Raw genomic sequence first — 13,893 nt, 5'->3', positions numbered from 1 at the left:
GGCCGCAGGCCGTGCACACGTAGGAGATCCCGCCGTGGGGGGCCCCCCCCCCGGGGGGCGGCCCCCCGCCCCCCGGGGGGGTCCCGGGGCCCGGGGCCCCCGGCCTGCTCGCGGGCAGGCCGGGAGCCCGCCGTAGTATCGGAGAACGATCGACGGGTTTCGCGGCGTGAGTCCCACACCCGCCCATTGCCCGCGTGACGCGATCAGCAGCGCGGTCCCTACGGCGTCGGCCCGGGCCGTGACCTGCTCTCAGGGACAGGCAAGGGCAAGGATGAGCGAGCAGAGCGACCCCACCACCATGAAGGACACGGGCGGCACGACGGCCAGAACGTTCTCACTGGACAGCCCCACGCTGCGCCGTCGCCACCGACGGGCGACACGGCAGCTCGCGCTGTGCGTGGTCGTGCTCGTCCCCTGGACCGTCTACCTGGCCGTCTCGCTGCCCGACCGCTTCGAGGCGCGGTACTGGCCCATGGTGTGGGTGGGCTTCGACGTCATGCTGCTCCTGTCGCTGGCCGGTGCCGGGGTGGCGGTCTGGCTGAGACGGCAGGTCCTGGTTCCGCTGTCCTTCGTGGCGGCCACGCTCCTGGTCTGCGATGCCTGGTTCGACATTTCCCTGAGCTGGGGACGGGGCGACGTGTGGGGGAGCATCGCCTCGGCCGTCCTGGTGGAACTGCCGCTCGCCATCCTGCTCGTGATGCGCGCGCGCCGGGTGCTCAAGATCTCGGCTCGGCTGGCTTGGCAGCGACTCGGACTGGCGGGCGAACCTCCACCGCTGTACAAGTTGCCGCTGTTCGTCACTCCGACGTCCGCAGGCGGCGTCCCATCGGACGGGGCGGAAGCCGAGGACGCCTGACGGCCTCGGGAGGGACCCGGGCAGTCCTGCCGTGGTGGACGGCGCACACGACCGCCCCGCCGGGGCGCCGGTGGCTGATCCCCCGCGGGCACCGCCGTGAGCGGGCGCGTTGCCGCCGCGGTCCGCTTCGTCGGTACCTCTCCGTGTGCCGGCGAGCAGGACCGCCCGGTGCGGTTACGCGCCGGGGGGCGGCGAGCACGCGATGTCGGAGACCGCCGTGACCGTCGAGGGGGCCTGACCGGACGCGGCGGCGGTGGGTTCGTCCTGCCCGCGGGCGGCGTGGATCCGCAACAGTCCTTCGATGCCGCGCTGCAGGGTCTCGCCGGCCAGGACGGGGTCGCCCAGGTAGCCGGCGCTCATGGCGCCGTCGCGGAGCATGACGAAGTGCCGCCCGGCGTACTCGGCCTGCGCGGTCGTGATCTCGGCGAAGAGTCCGGTGATCGTCTGAAGGAACCACTCGCGGTGCTGCACGACGGCACGGTGGACCGGGTGGGCGGGGTCGGGGAATTCCGCCGCCGCGTTGAGGAAGGCGCATCCGCGGTAGCCGGGCGAGCGGATCTGCTCGACCAGGGACGCGCCGATGCCCCGCAGGACGCCGTCGGCCGGCACCTCGGCGGCCGTCAGCGCGCCGATCTGGGCGCGGATCGCCTGGTCGACGCTTTCGATGTAGGCGACGGCCAGGTCTTCCTTGCTGCGGAAGTGGCGGTAGAAGGTGGCGTTGGTGACCTTCGCCTCGGCCACCAGCCGGTCGACGCCCACCGTGTGGATGCCCTCGGCGTAGAAGAGCTGCCCGGCGGTCCTCAGGAGCCGTTCCCGGGCCTCGGAGGCCCGCCTGCCGGTGCCGGTGCCGGCTTCCGTCTTTGCCATGTCGGTCATTGTAGAGGTAGAACGCTCTCTCTTGTTTTCGTGGAAGGGCCGTGCCAGGCTGTCGTCAAGAGAGAACGTTCTCTCTACCTATCAGACACTGGAGAACCCATGGCATCCACCACTGCCTCCGCCGGCCCCGTCACGGGCATGCCCGCCCTGCGCCGGCTGTACGTCGTCCGCTTCGTCTTCGCCGCCGTGTGGGCCGCGCTCCTGCTGGTGTCCGGCTCCGAGCTCAGCGTCGGGGTCAAGGTGCTGCTGTTCCTCTATCCCGCCTTCGACGTGGCCGCGGCCGTCGTCGACGCCAGGTCGGCGCGCGCTGCCGGGCCGGTCAAGGGCCTGTACGCCAACATGGCCGTCAGTGCGCTCGCCGCCGTCGGTGTCGTGATCGCCGGCACCTCGGGCGTCGCCGACGTACTGCGCGTCTGGGGCGCCTGGGCGGTCGTCTCCGGCCTGATCCAGCTCCTCGTGGGCGTCGCGCGACGCCCGATGGGCGGCCAGTGGGCCATGATCCTCAGTGGCGGCATCTCCGTCCTCGCGGGCGCGAACTTCATCCGGAGCGCCGCACAGGACAGTCCCTCACTGACCGCCATCGCCGGCTACGCCACGCTCGGCGGGATCTTCTTCCTCGCCTCGGCGATACGCCTGAACCGCTCGATCCGCAGGGGATGAGCGCCCTGGCGGTCCCGTCGGCGCTCGTGCCCACGGAGGGGACGCCGCTGCCCGCTCGGCGGGCCGAGGCGGACCGGACGGAGCGCCCGGACAGGGGCCGTCCCGGCCTCGGGCACCGCACTTCGGTGCCGGCGGAGTGTGTGCGGCCCGGCCCCCCCACCGGCGGTCCGGATCATTCCCCCCCCGCCCGGAAGGCGAGCGACCGCGGGCCGCAGCGGCCGGGGCCGCGCGTCGGCCGTCGGGCGGGCCGTCGGCCGACGCGTGTGCGGCCTCAGTTCATCTTGCCGGTCCGGGCGTCACGCCACAGGTCGACGCCGCCGTCGACGGCGTACCTGTCGATCTCGGCCAGCTCCTCGGCGGTGAACTCCAGGTTCTCCAGCGCGGCGACGTTCTGTTCGAGCTGCTCGATCCGCGAGGCGCCGATGACCAGCGAGGTGACCCGCCTGTCGCGCAGGGCCCAGGCGAGCGCCATCTGCGCCAGGGTCTGCCCACGGCGCTCGGCGAGGGAGTTGAGGGCGCGGAGCCTGTTCATCATGTCGTCCGAGAGCCAGTCCGTGTCGAACGACGTGCCCGCCGAGGCCCGCGAGCCCTCCGGGATGCCGTCGAGGTAGCGGCCGGTGAGCAGGCCCTGCGCGAGCGCCGTGAACCCGATGACGCCGAAACCCTCCTCCTGCGCCGCGTCGAGCAGCCCGTCCGTCTCGATCCAGCGGTTCACCATGCTGTACGACGGCTGGTGGATGAGGAGCGGCGTCCCCAGGTCCCGCAGGATCGCCGCGGCCTGCCGGGTGCGCTCGGCGTCGTACGAGGAGATCCCGACGTACAGGGCCTTGCCCTGGCGGACGGCGGTGGCCAGCGCGCCCATCGTCTCCTCCAGGGGCGTGCCGGCGTCGAGGCGGTGGGAGTAGAAGATGTCGACGTAGTCGAGGCCCATGCGCCGCAGGGACTGGTCGAGGGAGGCGAGCAGGTACTTGCGGGAGCCGCCGCCCTGGCCGTAGGGGCCGGGCCACATGTCCCAGCCGGCCTTCGTGGAGACGACCAACTCGTCCCGGTAGGGCGCGAGGTCCTGCTTCAGCAGCCGCCCGAAGTTGAGTTCCGCGGAACCGTAGGGCGGGCCGTAGTTGTTGGCCAGGTCGTGGTGGGTGATTCCGAGGTCGAAGGCGCGCAGGGCGATGTCCCGCTGGCTCTCGAACGACCGGTCGTCGCCGAAGTTGTGCCAGTAGCCCAGGGACAGGACGGGCAGGTCGAGGCCCGAGCGCCCGGTGCGCCGGTAGCGCATCGTGCCGTTGTACCGCGCGGGGTCCGCGACGTGGTTCATGGGGGTCTCCGCTGGTGACAGTGGGTTTGGTGCCGTTCGGGGGGTGAACGTGCCTACTGTGCCCCGGCTCGATTTCGGAGTCCAACAGCTCACGCGCATTGCATTCATCGGTGTCGCTTCTCAAAGGGGGCCCCGCGGGGCGGGCCGTGGCCGCTGCCCGGCGGGCCCGGTGACGGCACCCGGCTCCCGCCGTGCGCGTGCGGCCGGGCGGCCGGGACGGCCGGGAACATCACGTCACCGAACCGGAATACCGGACCACCGTTTGTGTCTCAGAGTTCATCTCCCAAGTATTGGGGCGGCGTTGTCTACGCGCGTATCTTGGCTGGTCGTACGCCCGGGCGGGCCCGGCGCGCTCATGTACCCACGTCACGCAGTCTGTATGAAGGAGACCCCTCCGTGTCGCATCCCTCATCCGAGGCCGCCGAGCCGCGTCCGCGGCGCTCCAGACACAAGCGAGCCCTGCCCTACGGCATCGCGGGTGCCGTCGTGCTCGCCACGGCCGGTCTGAGCATCAACGCCATGGCCGCCTCGCACGAGGCGCTGATCGCCGAGGTCTACGGCGGCGGCGGCAACTCGGGTGCCACGTACACCAACGACTTCGTCGAACTGGCCAACGCCGGCAGCGGATCGGTCGACCTGAGCGGCTACAGCGTCCAGTACCTGCCGGGCGCGCCGACCGCGTCCTCCAAGTGGCAGTCGACCCCGCTCACCGGCTCGCTCGCCGGCGGCGGCCGCTACCTGGTCCAGGAGGCCGCGGGCACCGGCGGCACCAAGGCGCTGCCGACGCCCGACGCGACCGGCTCGATCAACATGTCCGGTACCAACGGCACCATAGCGCTGGTCACCGGCAGCGACCCGCTGACCTGCCTCACCGCCGCCGACTGCCAGGCCGACTCGCGGGTCAAGGACCTGGTGGGCTTCGGCACCGCGGTGGTGCACGAGGGCAACGGCGCCGCGGCCGGCGCGAGCAACACCGCGTCCGTGGCGCGCGCGGCCACCCTCGCCGACACCGACGACAACGCCGCGGACTTCACCGCGGGCGACCCCTCCCCGCAGAACTCCGCGGACACCGGCGGCGGCACGACCCCGACCGACCCGGCGTCCACGCCGCCCGCCACCACCCCGCCGGCCACCCCGGCGAAGATCCACGACATCCAGGGCGACGCCCGCGTCTCGCCGCTCAACGGCAAGACCGTCTCCGGTGTCACCGGCATCGTCACGGGCGTGCGCGCGTACGGCTCCTCGCAGGGCTACTGGGTCCAGGACCCGAGCCCCGACGCCGACCCGCGTACCAGCGAGGGCATCTTCGTCTTCACCGGTTCGACCGCGCCCACCGTGAAGGTCGGCGACAGCGTCTCCCTCGACGCGACGGTCCAGGAGTACTACCCGGGCGGCCAGGACACCGGCATCCAGTCCGTGACCGAGCTGACCAAGGCCACCGTGAGCGTCGTGTCGAGCGGCAACGCCGTGCCGGCCCCGGTCGTCCTCGACGAGCACTCGGTGCCCGAGCAGTTCGCCCCGCAGGCGGGCGGCGCGAGCATCGAGAACCTGCCGCTGCGCCCCGACGAGTACGCCCTCGACACCTACGAGTCGCTGGAGGGCATGAACGTCCGCATCGGCAGCAGCCGGGTGGTCGGCGCGACCGACCCCTACTCGGAGATGTGGGTGACGGTCCAGCCGGACCAGAACCCCACCAAGCGGGGCGGCACCCTCTACACGGGCTACGACGAGCCCAACTCGGGCCGGCTGATGGTCCAGTCGCTGATCCCGACCGCCCAACAGGCGTTCCCCGTGGCGAACGTGGGCGACACGCTGGCGGGCACCACCGAAGGGCCGCTGGACTACAACCAGTTCGCCGGCACCTACGCGGTCCAGGCCCGCACCATCGGCGCCGTCCACAGCGGCGGCCTCAAGCCCGAGGTGACCGCGAAGCAGAGCTCCTCGCAGGTGAGCGTCGCCACGTACAACGTGGAGAACCTCGCGCCGGGCAACGCGCAGTCGAAGTTCGACGCACTCGCCAAGGGCCTGGTGACGAACCTCCGTTCGCCCGACATCGTCGCCCTGGAGGAGATCCAGGACAACAGCGGCGCCACCGACGACGGCACGGTCGCCGCCGACAAGACGCTCGGCAAGCTGGTCGACGCGATCGTCGCGGCCGGCGGCCCGCGCTACCAGTGGCGGCAGATCGACCCCGTCAACGACAAGGACGGCGGCCAGCCGGGCGGCAACATCCGCCAGGCGTTCCTGTTCAACCCCGACCGCGTGCAGTTCAACGACCGGCCGGGCGGCGACTCCACGACGGCCGTCGGTGTCACCGGCACGGGCGCCGACACGCACCTGACCGCGTCGCCGGGCCGGATCGCGCCGACCGACAGCGCGTGGACCGACTCGCGCAAGCCGCTCGCGGGCGAGTTCACCTTCCGCGGCAAGACGCTGTTCGTCATCGCCAACCACTTCAACAGCAAGGGCGGCGACCAGGCGATCGACAGCCGCTTCCAGCCACCGGTCCGCAGCTCCGAGGCGCAGCGCAACCGGCAGGCCCTGGTGGAGCGGGAGTTCGTCGAGTCGCTGGAGAAGGCGAACCCCAAGGCGGACCTCGTCGTCCTGGGTGACCTGAACGACTACCAGTTCTCGCCCGCGGTGACCTCGCTCACCGCGAACGGGGAGGTTCTCACCGACCTGGTGAACACGCTGCCGGCCAAGGAGCGCTACTCGTACGTCTACGAGGGCAACTCCCAGGTCCTGGACCACATCCTGGTCAGCCCGGGCCTGAAGCACGGCGCCGACTACGACGTGGTGCACATCAACAGCGAGTTCGCCGACCAGACCAGCGACCACGACCCGCAGATCGTCCGCGTGAAGCCGTAACGGCTCAGCGCCCCGGCCGACCGCAGCCCGGCCGTCCCGGAAGGGACGGCCGGGCGACGTCGGGGCGTCAGCGGGTCACCGTCGCCAGAACAGGTGGTGCGTCACGCCGCTCGGGCTGGGCACGACCTCCAGGTGGAACCGGTCGAGCAGTTCGTCGGGGGACTTCCAGAGCCGCAGTCCGGACCCGAGCGTCACCGGCGCGACCGCGACATGCAGGGTGTCCACGAGGTCGGCATCGAGGAACTGCCGGACCGTGGTGACCCCGCCGCCGAGCCGGACGTCCTTGCCCCCCGCCGCTTTCCGGGCCCGTTCGAGAACCGTGGCCGGCGAACCGGCGACGAAGTGGAACGTGGTGTCGGAGAGCGTGAACGAGGGACGCTCGTAGTGGGTCATGACGAACACCGGAGTGCGGAACGGGGGCTCCTCGCCCCACCAGCCCCGCCACTCGTGGTCCTGCCAGGGCCCGCGCTGCGGCCCGAACTTGTTGCGGCCCATGATCTCGGCGCCGATGCCGTGCGCGAAGTCCCTGGTGAAGTAGTCGTCCAGGCCCCGGCTCCCCCCGGAATCCGTGCGCATGGGCCAGCTCGCGGTGGCTCCGGCCCAGGCGAACAGCCGCTCCGCACGGTCGAGGCCGAACGGCTGCTCCAGGCTCTGGTGCTCACCGGCACCGATTCCGTCGCGCGAGACATTGAAGTTCATCACTCTCAGTAGTTGATCCATGTGCATCCTCACCGAACCCTGTCGCGTCGTCGTGCGGCCGAGCGCCCCACACCATGACGTCGAACGGCAGGCGGCCGGATCGACAGCGGTACAGAACTTTCTTCGAAGGCGTGTCGCGCGGCGCCGTCGCCGGCGTGATGCCGGGCCGGACGACCCGGGCACTTGACTCCGTCGGCGCGTGGCATGACCCTCGCCCCAGGTATTGCGCGGTTCATGACAACCCCATGGTTTCGTGGCTACGGCACCGACTTCAACGGCATCGGCGACCACCCCGCTCCGCGCGGCGCGGCCGCCGCGAACAAGGTGCCGTACCCCTTCCGCAGCGTCGACGGCGGCTCCGTCATCGACCGGCAGACCTCCGGCGAGCGCGCCTTCGACATCAACGCCGACGGCGCGGCCCATGCCGGCGTGATCCCCGACTGGATCGAGGACATCCGGCGGGTCGGCGGCCAGGACGTGGTGAACGACCTGTTCCGGAACGACCTGTTCCGGGGCGCCGAGTCCTGCCTGGACACCTGGGGCGCCACCGAACGGCACCAGGCCTCCGTGAACCTCGCCGAGGGCCGTCCGGCCACGGCCGGTTCGTCCGAGTCGGCCACTCCATGGGCCCCGACTACCTGGAGGACTGGACCCAGGTGAAGTGCGTGGTCGTCAACGCCGGTTGACCGCCGCAGCCGGCGCGGCACGACTCCGTCGGATCCGCGCCGGCGTACCTCGGGACCTGCCTCCTCGCCGGCTCGGAGGAGAGGGACCGCACCGCGGGCGACCTCGTGCGCTCAGGCGGTGCCGAAAGCCATGGTCAGTCTGTCCGGCTTGACGGTGATGGCTGTCGTGGGGCGGGGAGGGCGGGAGACGAGGCGGAGCCGGGGCCAGGTCTGCAGGACGGTCGCAAGGATGATCTGCATCTCGGTCCAGGCGAAGTTCTCTCCGATGCACTTGCGGCGGCCGTCTCCGAACGCGAAGAGGAAGTCGCGGGTTGTGGGTGGGCGATCGGGGGGCCAGCGGTCCGGGTCGAAGGTGGCCGGTTCGGGGAAGTGGGCGGGGTCGTTCTGGTGGAGGTAGGGGCTCCACACGATGTCGGCACCCTGGGGGATGTGGTGTCCGCCGAGCTCGATGTCCCGGGTGGCGCTTCGGGTCACCATCCAGGCCGGCCCGTATTTGCGGACGCCTTCCTGCAGGACCTGCCGGGCGTAGGGGAGCCGGTCGAGGTCTTCCTGGCGCAGGGGCCGGCCGGTGCAGACGGCGGCGAGTTCGGCGCGCAGACGCTGTTCGACCTCGGGGTGCCGGGTGAGCTCGTACAGGGTCCAGGCGAGGGTGGTGGCCGTGGTCTCGATCGCCGCGTTCATCAGGGTGATGGCTTCGTCCTGGAGCTGTCGGCGGGTGAACTGGTCCCCGGCTGCCACCAGGGTTTCGAACAGCCCGGCCCGTTCGTGGTCGGCGCCCGCCCGGTGGGGGCATCCCGCGGCTTCGGCCGGATCGTGGCCGGGGGACGGGGGAGCCCCCGCCGACCCGCCGGAGTGGTGGTCGACGGCCCGGTCGATGAGGACGCGCAGGCGGGTGAGCCGGTGGGTCTGCGCGCGGTTCGCGGGCAGCGGGAGCCGGTTCACCCAGGGCGGCAGGAGCGTCTGCCGGATCGCCCCCTTCATGATCACGGGCATGAGGACGGTGAACTCCTCCTGCAGGTGCGCGGGTAGGTCCATCCCGAAGAGAGCGACCAGGAAGGCGGCGAGGGTGACGTCGTTCATGTCCGCGAACACATTGCGGAATCGATTCTCCTCCCATGCGCCGACCATGGACCGGACCTGTTCGATCATGGCGTTGCCGCGAGTGGCGATATGGGCCTTGTTGAACATGGGCTGCATCAGGCGGCGGTTGCGCAGGTGGGTCTCGCCGTCGGCGACAGTGGCCAGACCGTCGCCGAAGACACCTCTCAGGACGTCGAAGACTCTTCCGCCCTTGGCGAAGTGGGCGGCCTCGGTGACCAGTACGGTGCGGGTGAGCACGGGGTCGGTGACCACGTACGCGGGGGTCGGGCCCAGACGTATGCGGACGACGCCACCGTGGGCGCGAAGCGAGGTGATGAACGGCAGCGGGGTCCGTACCAGGCGATGGGCATGCCCGATCAACGGGAGCGCGCCCGGCGCGGTCGGGACGGGGGCAGGTTTCGCGGATGAGGCGGTCACGGCCTTGACGCTCCTCATGTCAGGGTTGCTGCGGCGGGGTTACCTGCCCAACATCACCCGGCGGGATGCCGCCTTGTGACCTTTGCGTCGCCGCATCGCTCGCGGGCCCGGTCCGCCGGCCCGCCCCCGGCGGCCGTCAGCCGCTGCGGGGCGGTGGCGTCGGGACCCGGTCGGGGACGCCGCGTGCGGTATCCCCGACCGCGTCGGCGCGCCGTCGCGTCGCTCGGCGCCCCGCCACCAGCCCGACCGGGTGGTCACGACGACCGGCCGGGTGCCTCCGCTCGACCCGGTCCGCCCGGGACGTCGGCGGAAGCGAACCCCGCCCACCGAGGGCACCGTCCCTCCGACAGCCGTCATGCGGCCAGCTGTCGACCGCCGTCACGAAAATGACACTCTTTGCCGCGCGGGCAGCCGTGCGTGCCCGCTCCAGGCCTAGGCTGGGCCCGTGACCAGTGTCGATGCCGCCGCCGAGAGCAGTCCCGAGCCGCGTACCCAGTCCCTGATGCTGACCTTCTTCGGTGCCCATGTACTGGAGCGGCCCATCGCCGTGTCGTCGGGCAGTGTGATCGCTGCTCTCGGGCGGCTGGGCAGTAGCGAGGAAGCGGTACGGACCACCTTGAACCGGATGGTCAAACGGGGCCTGCTGGAGCGTCATCGCCAGGGCCGGAAGGCCTACTTCGGGCTGACCCCGCACGCCGTCCAGGTGCTCACGGACGGCAGGGACCGCATCTGGCGCACCGGCGCGGTCAACCGGGACTGGGACGGCCGGTGGACGATGGTGGGCTTCTCGCTGCCCGAGGCGTGGAGCCGCGAACGGCACGACCTGCGGTCCCGGCTGATCTGGGCGGGCTTCGGGCCCCTGCAGAGCGGCCTGTGGGTGGCCCCGGCCCGTGTCGACGTCCGCGAGATGGCGGCGGATCTCGGCCTGGAACCGTACCTGCGGGTGTTCCGGGCCGAGGTGGAGTCACCCACCGGCGTCCGCGAGGTGCTGGAGCAGGCCTTCGACGTGCCGGCCATCGGCGCCCGGTACCGGGCCTTCCTGGAACGCTGGGACCGCACCGACCCGCTTCCCGCGGCGCTCTCCGGCGACGAGCTCGCGGGCCAGCTCCTGCTGCACACCGACTGGCTGGAACTGGTGCGACGCGACCCGCATCTGCCCGCCGAGCACCTTCCGAAGGACTGGCCCGCCGCCGAGGCGGAGACCGTCTTCCGCGGCCTGGCCGGCCGCTGGGAGCGCCCGGCCGCGCGCGTGGCCGCCCGGCTGCTGGACATCCTGCCGCTGACCTGATCCCCGCCGATCCCCGCGCGGCGGAGCCACCTACCTCAATATTGGGCATGGCATTGACGGCGATGAAAAAAGAGCCCTACATTCACAGCGCCCTTCCCGCTCGCGCCCCCACTCGGTCCCCTCCTCGTCCCGTGGAGCCGCCGCCATGCCCCGACCTCGTCTCTCGACCCTCGCCGCCGCCTGTGCGACCGCTTTCGCGGCCTCTCTGATCGGGCCGGCGACCGGCGCCCAGGCCGCCACCGCCGATCACTACTCCGGCACCCTCTCCGACGGCGCCACCTGGATCGCGGACAAACCGGCACGGTGGAACGGCAGCCTGCTGCTGTTCAGCCACGGCTTCGGACCGACCACCGCCGCCGACGCCCCGTCGCCCGCGGCGCGCCAGACCCTGCTCGACGCCGGCTACGCCCTCGTCGGCTCCTCCTACGACCCGAACGGCTCGATGTGGGCGCTCGACTCGGCCGAGCGGGACCAGTTCGCGACGCTCACCGCGTTCCGCCGGCAGGTCGGCAGGCCGACCCGGATCATCTCGGTGGGCCAGTCCATGGGCGGCCTCGTCAACGCCCGGATCGCCCGCGACGGCGCGGGACGCGTCGACGGCGCACTCGGCATGTGCGGCCTGGTCGCGGGCGGCGTGGACCTGGACAACTACCAGCTGGACGCCGAGTACACCCTGGCCACGTTCTTCGACCCGGCCGACACCGGCGGACTCGTGAACCTGAACAGCCAGGCCGACGCCGGCGCCCTCGCGGACCGGCTCACGAACGCCGTGGAAGCGGCACAGCAGACCCCCGCGGGACGCGCCCGGATCGCCCTGGCCGCCGCCTACCTCAACCTGACCGACTGGGCCCCGGGCCGACAGCCGCCCGCCCGTGACGACTTCGCGGGCCAGGAGGAGCAGCAGTACGCATGGCTGGCCCAGGGACTGCTCGGGTTCATCGTCCCGGCCCGCTGGTCGGTGGAGCAGTCCGCCGGCGGCAACACGTCCTGGAACAAGGGCGTCGACTACGCCGGCCTGCTGCGCAAGTCCAGCCACGCCAAGCAGGTCGAGGCGCTCTACCGGCACGCCGGAGTCGACCTGCGGACCGACCTGAACCAGCTCACCCACGGTGCGGACACCGTCGCCGACCCGGCCGCGGTGACCCACCTGAAGCAGACTTCCACGGCCGGCCAGGGGCTGACCGTGCCGCTGCTCGACATCCACACCACCGCCGACCAACTCGTACCCGTCGAGCAGGAGTCGGCCTTCGCGCAGCGGGTGCGGGAGGCCGGAGACTCCGCTCTGCTGCGACAGGCCTACGTGGCACGCCAGAGCCACTGCAACTTCACCACCGCCGAAGTGGTCGCCGGGCTGCACGCCGTGGAGCACCGGCTGGACACCGGGCACTGGGACAACTCCGCCACCGCCGCCGAACTCCAGCACAGCGCCGACGAACTGGGCCTCGACGGCGCCGGCTTCACCGACTACCGGCCGCATCGCCTGAGCGGCATCCGCTGATCCCCGAGCATCCTGTCCCCTTCCCCGAAACGCGCGCCTCAGGAGCCCCCGTGTCCATGACGACCGAACCCTCCGCCAGAACCACCGCCGGCCGCGGACTGACCACCGGCACCCTGGTCGCCGGCCTCCTCGCCGTCTGCCTCGCCCAGATCGGTCTGGCCATACCGGCCACCCTCAACGGGCTGTTCCAGTCCGACCTGCACCCCGTCGGCTCACAGCTCACCTGGATCTCCGACGCCTTCCTGCTGCCGGTCGCCGTACTCGAACTGACCTTCGGCCTGCTCGGCGACCTCTTCGGCCGCAAGCGGCTGCTGATAGGCGGCGCCTCGCTGCTGGCCGTGGGCGAACTGGTCAGCGCCACCGCCCCCGGCGTCCACCAACTCTGGGTCGGACAGGCCCTGTCGGGCCTCGGGGCCGCCGCACTGTTCCCGACCTCGCTGGCCGTCCTGGCCGCCGGCACCACCTCGCCCGCGCAACGCGCCCGGGTCATCGCGATGTGGGCGGCCCTGCTCTCCACCGGCGGGTTCCTCGCGCCCCTGCTCGGAGGCATCACCGCGACCTACGGCTCGTGGCGGTGGTCCTTCGTCGTGGTCACCGCCATCGCCGCGGCGAGTGCCGCCGTCAGCGCCCTGTTCGTCGTCGACTCCAGCGCCCCCGAGGGACGCTCGCTGGACGTGGCGGGCCAACTGACCATCGGCCTCGGGCTGTTCTCCCTGCTCTACGCGATCATCCAGGGCCCCACGGACGGATGGGCCTCGCCCTCGATCATCATCGCCTTCGTCCTGGCGGCCGTCTTCCTCGCCGTCTTCGTGCTGGCCGAGAAGCGCGCGAAATCCCCGCTCCTGCGCCTGGACCTGTTCCGCAACCGCGCCTTCGCGGTGGCCTCCGTCGTGGCCGTCGTGGGGATGTTCGCCTTTCTGGGCACCGCCTACTCGGTCAGCATCCGGCTCGGCCCGGTGCAGGACCAGGCCCCGATGCGGACCGCCCTGGCCTTCGTCCTCCTCAACGGCATCACCCTGGCGATGCTGCCGTTGACGGAACGGCTGCTGAGAACCGTGGCACCCGGGCTGCTCCTGGGCGCGGGGCTGCTGCTGATCACGGCGGGCGACTACTGGGCGGCCACCCTGCCGATCACCGACAGCGCCTTCACCTCGCTGATCCTGCCACTCGGTCTGGTGGGCCTGGGCTTCGCGATCACCGTCTCGTCGATCACGGCGACGGCCGTCAACACCGTCCCGCTGCACCTGGCCGGCATGGCGAGCGCCACCACCAACCTGCTCCGGGACTTCGGCTTCACCCTCGGCCCGGCCGTCATCGGCGCCGTGGCCCTGAGCCGCGCCGCAACCACCTTCTCCGACTCCCTGCACGACTCGGCGCTGCCACCGGCACTGAAGGGAGCCGGCTCGGCCGTGCTGGAAGAGGGCGGCCCGCTCGCGGTGAACGGCGCCTCCGCGGCGTCACCGAAACTCGCCGACCTGCACCCACTCGCCCTCGACGCCCTCGGCCACGGCTACTCGATCGGCTTCGTCGTCTGCGGCTCGGCCGCACTGTTCTCCGCACTGCTGACCCTCGTGACACTCCGCGGCCGAGCCCCTTCGCACGACGAGCCCGCGGAGCAGTAGCGAGGAG

10 protein-coding genes and 1 pseudogene are annotated in these 13,893 nt (G+C 71.7%); 7 read left to right on the top strand and 4 right to left on the bottom strand.

What is annotated here, in order from left to right; genetic code table 11:
- The first annotated feature begins 271 nt into the window (after positions 1 to 271).
- Positions 272 to 856: a hypothetical protein gene (locus AB0472_RS10495; RefSeq protein ID WP_366355167.1), complete on the top strand. Its 585-nt coding sequence runs from the start codon at positions 272 to 274 to the stop codon at positions 854 to 856.
- Positions 857 to 1,030: 174 nt separating this feature from the next.
- Here AB0472_RS10495 and AB0472_RS10490 read toward each other — a convergent pair whose 3' ends face one another.
- Positions 1,031 to 1,732 carry a TetR/AcrR family transcriptional regulator gene (locus AB0472_RS10490; protein WP_366355165.1) on the bottom strand — a complete coding sequence of 234 codons (702 nt, stop codon included), beginning with the start codon at positions 1,730 to 1,732 and terminating at the stop codon, positions 1,031 to 1,033.
- Positions 1,733 to 1,831: 99 nt separating this feature from the next.
- Between AB0472_RS10490 and AB0472_RS10485 the strand changes: the two genes are divergently transcribed.
- The gene (locus tag AB0472_RS10485; RefSeq protein WP_366355163.1) at positions 1,832 to 2,392 is read left to right on the top strand and encodes a hypothetical protein; all 561 of its coding nucleotides are present in this window, start codon (positions 1,832 to 1,834) and stop codon (positions 2,390 to 2,392) included.
- A 271-nt stretch (positions 2,393 to 2,663) separates the two neighbouring features.
- Here the strand turns inward: AB0472_RS10485 and mgrA are convergent, their stop codons facing one another.
- Positions 2,664 to 3,707, bottom strand: coding sequence for an L-glyceraldehyde 3-phosphate reductase (gene mgrA, locus AB0472_RS10480; protein ID WP_366355162.1), 1,044 nt, complete (start codon positions 3,705 to 3,707; stop codon positions 2,664 to 2,666).
- A gap of 486 nt (positions 3,708 to 4,193) precedes the next feature.
- On the opposite strand from mgrA, the gene AB0472_RS10475 reads away from it, so the two are divergent.
- Complete coding sequence (locus AB0472_RS10475; protein WP_366355199.1) at positions 4,194 to 6,575, top strand: endonuclease/exonuclease/phosphatase family protein; 2,382 nt, start codon at positions 4,194 to 4,196, stop codon at positions 6,573 to 6,575.
- A gap of 75 nt (positions 6,576 to 6,650) precedes the next feature.
- Here the strand turns inward: AB0472_RS10475 and AB0472_RS10470 are convergent, their stop codons facing one another.
- Positions 6,651 to 7,295 carry a dihydrofolate reductase family protein gene (locus AB0472_RS10470; RefSeq protein ID WP_366355160.1) on the bottom strand — a complete coding sequence of 215 codons (645 nt, stop codon included), beginning with the start codon at positions 7,293 to 7,295 and terminating at the stop codon, positions 6,651 to 6,653.
- A 234-nt stretch (positions 7,296 to 7,529) separates the two neighbouring features.
- Here AB0472_RS10470 and AB0472_RS10465 point away from each other — a divergent pair.
- Positions 7,530 to 7,889 (top strand): annotated as a pseudogene (locus AB0472_RS10465) (hypothetical protein); the annotation flags it as partial.
- A gap of 182 nt (positions 7,890 to 8,071) precedes the next feature.
- Here AB0472_RS10465 and AB0472_RS10460 read toward each other — a convergent pair.
- The gene (locus tag AB0472_RS10460; protein WP_366355158.1) at positions 8,072 to 9,478 is read right to left on the bottom strand and encodes a cytochrome P450; all 1,407 of its coding nucleotides are present in this window, start codon (positions 9,476 to 9,478) and stop codon (positions 8,072 to 8,074) included.
- Between the two features lie 445 nt (positions 9,479 to 9,923).
- On the opposite strand from AB0472_RS10460, the gene AB0472_RS10455 reads away from it, so the two are divergent.
- The 3 genes from AB0472_RS10455 to AB0472_RS10445 all read left to right on the top strand — a co-directional run bounded on the left by AB0472_RS10455 (position 9,924) and on the right by AB0472_RS10445 (position 13,886).
- On the top strand, positions 9,924 to 10,766 hold the full coding sequence (locus AB0472_RS10455; protein ID WP_366355156.1) for a PaaX family transcriptional regulator C-terminal domain-containing protein: 843 nt from the start codon (positions 9,924 to 9,926) through the stop codon (positions 10,764 to 10,766).
- A 145-nt stretch (positions 10,767 to 10,911) separates the two neighbouring features.
- Positions 10,912 to 12,264 carry an alpha/beta hydrolase gene (locus AB0472_RS10450; protein ID WP_366355155.1) on the top strand — a complete coding sequence of 451 codons (1,353 nt, stop codon included), beginning with the start codon at positions 10,912 to 10,914 and terminating at the stop codon, positions 12,262 to 12,264.
- A 56-nt stretch (positions 12,265 to 12,320) separates the two neighbouring features.
- The gene (locus AB0472_RS10445; RefSeq protein WP_366355153.1) at positions 12,321 to 13,886 is read left to right on the top strand and encodes an MFS transporter; all 1,566 of its coding nucleotides are present in this window, start codon (positions 12,321 to 12,323) and stop codon (positions 13,884 to 13,886) included.
- Positions 13,887 to 13,893 lie beyond the last annotated feature (7 nt).

The organism is Streptomyces sp. NPDC086777 (genome assembly GCF_040702065.1).
Classification (GTDB): domain Bacteria; phylum Actinomycetota; class Actinomycetes; order Streptomycetales; family Streptomycetaceae; genus Streptomyces.
Note: the sequence above shows the minus strand (reverse complement) of the source record. Positions and strands in the feature narration are given on the sequence as shown.

Bases quoted from the DNA above. Each gene is read 5' to 3' on its own strand.
- AB0472_RS10445 (WP_366355153.1), top strand. From the start codon at position 12,321: ATGACGACCGAACCCTCCGCCAGAACCACCGCCGGCCGCGGACTGACC.
- AB0472_RS10490 (WP_366355165.1), bottom strand. From the start codon at position 1,732: ATGACCGACATGGCAAAGACGGAAGCCGGCACCGGCACCGGCAGGCGG.
- AB0472_RS10485 (WP_366355163.1), top strand. From the start codon at position 1,832: ATGGCATCCACCACTGCCTCCGCCGGCCCCGTCACGGGCATGCCCGCC.
- mgrA (WP_366355162.1), bottom strand. From the start codon at position 3,707: ATGAACCACGTCGCGGACCCCGCGCGGTACAACGGCACGATGCGCTAC.
- AB0472_RS10470 (WP_366355160.1), bottom strand. From the start codon at position 7,295: ATGGATCAACTACTGAGAGTGATGAACTTCAATGTCTCGCGCGACGGA.
- AB0472_RS10495 (WP_366355167.1), top strand. From the start codon at position 272: ATGAGCGAGCAGAGCGACCCCACCACCATGAAGGACACGGGCGGCACG.
- AB0472_RS10450 (WP_366355155.1), top strand. From the start codon at position 10,912: ATGCCCCGACCTCGTCTCTCGACCCTCGCCGCCGCCTGTGCGACCGCT.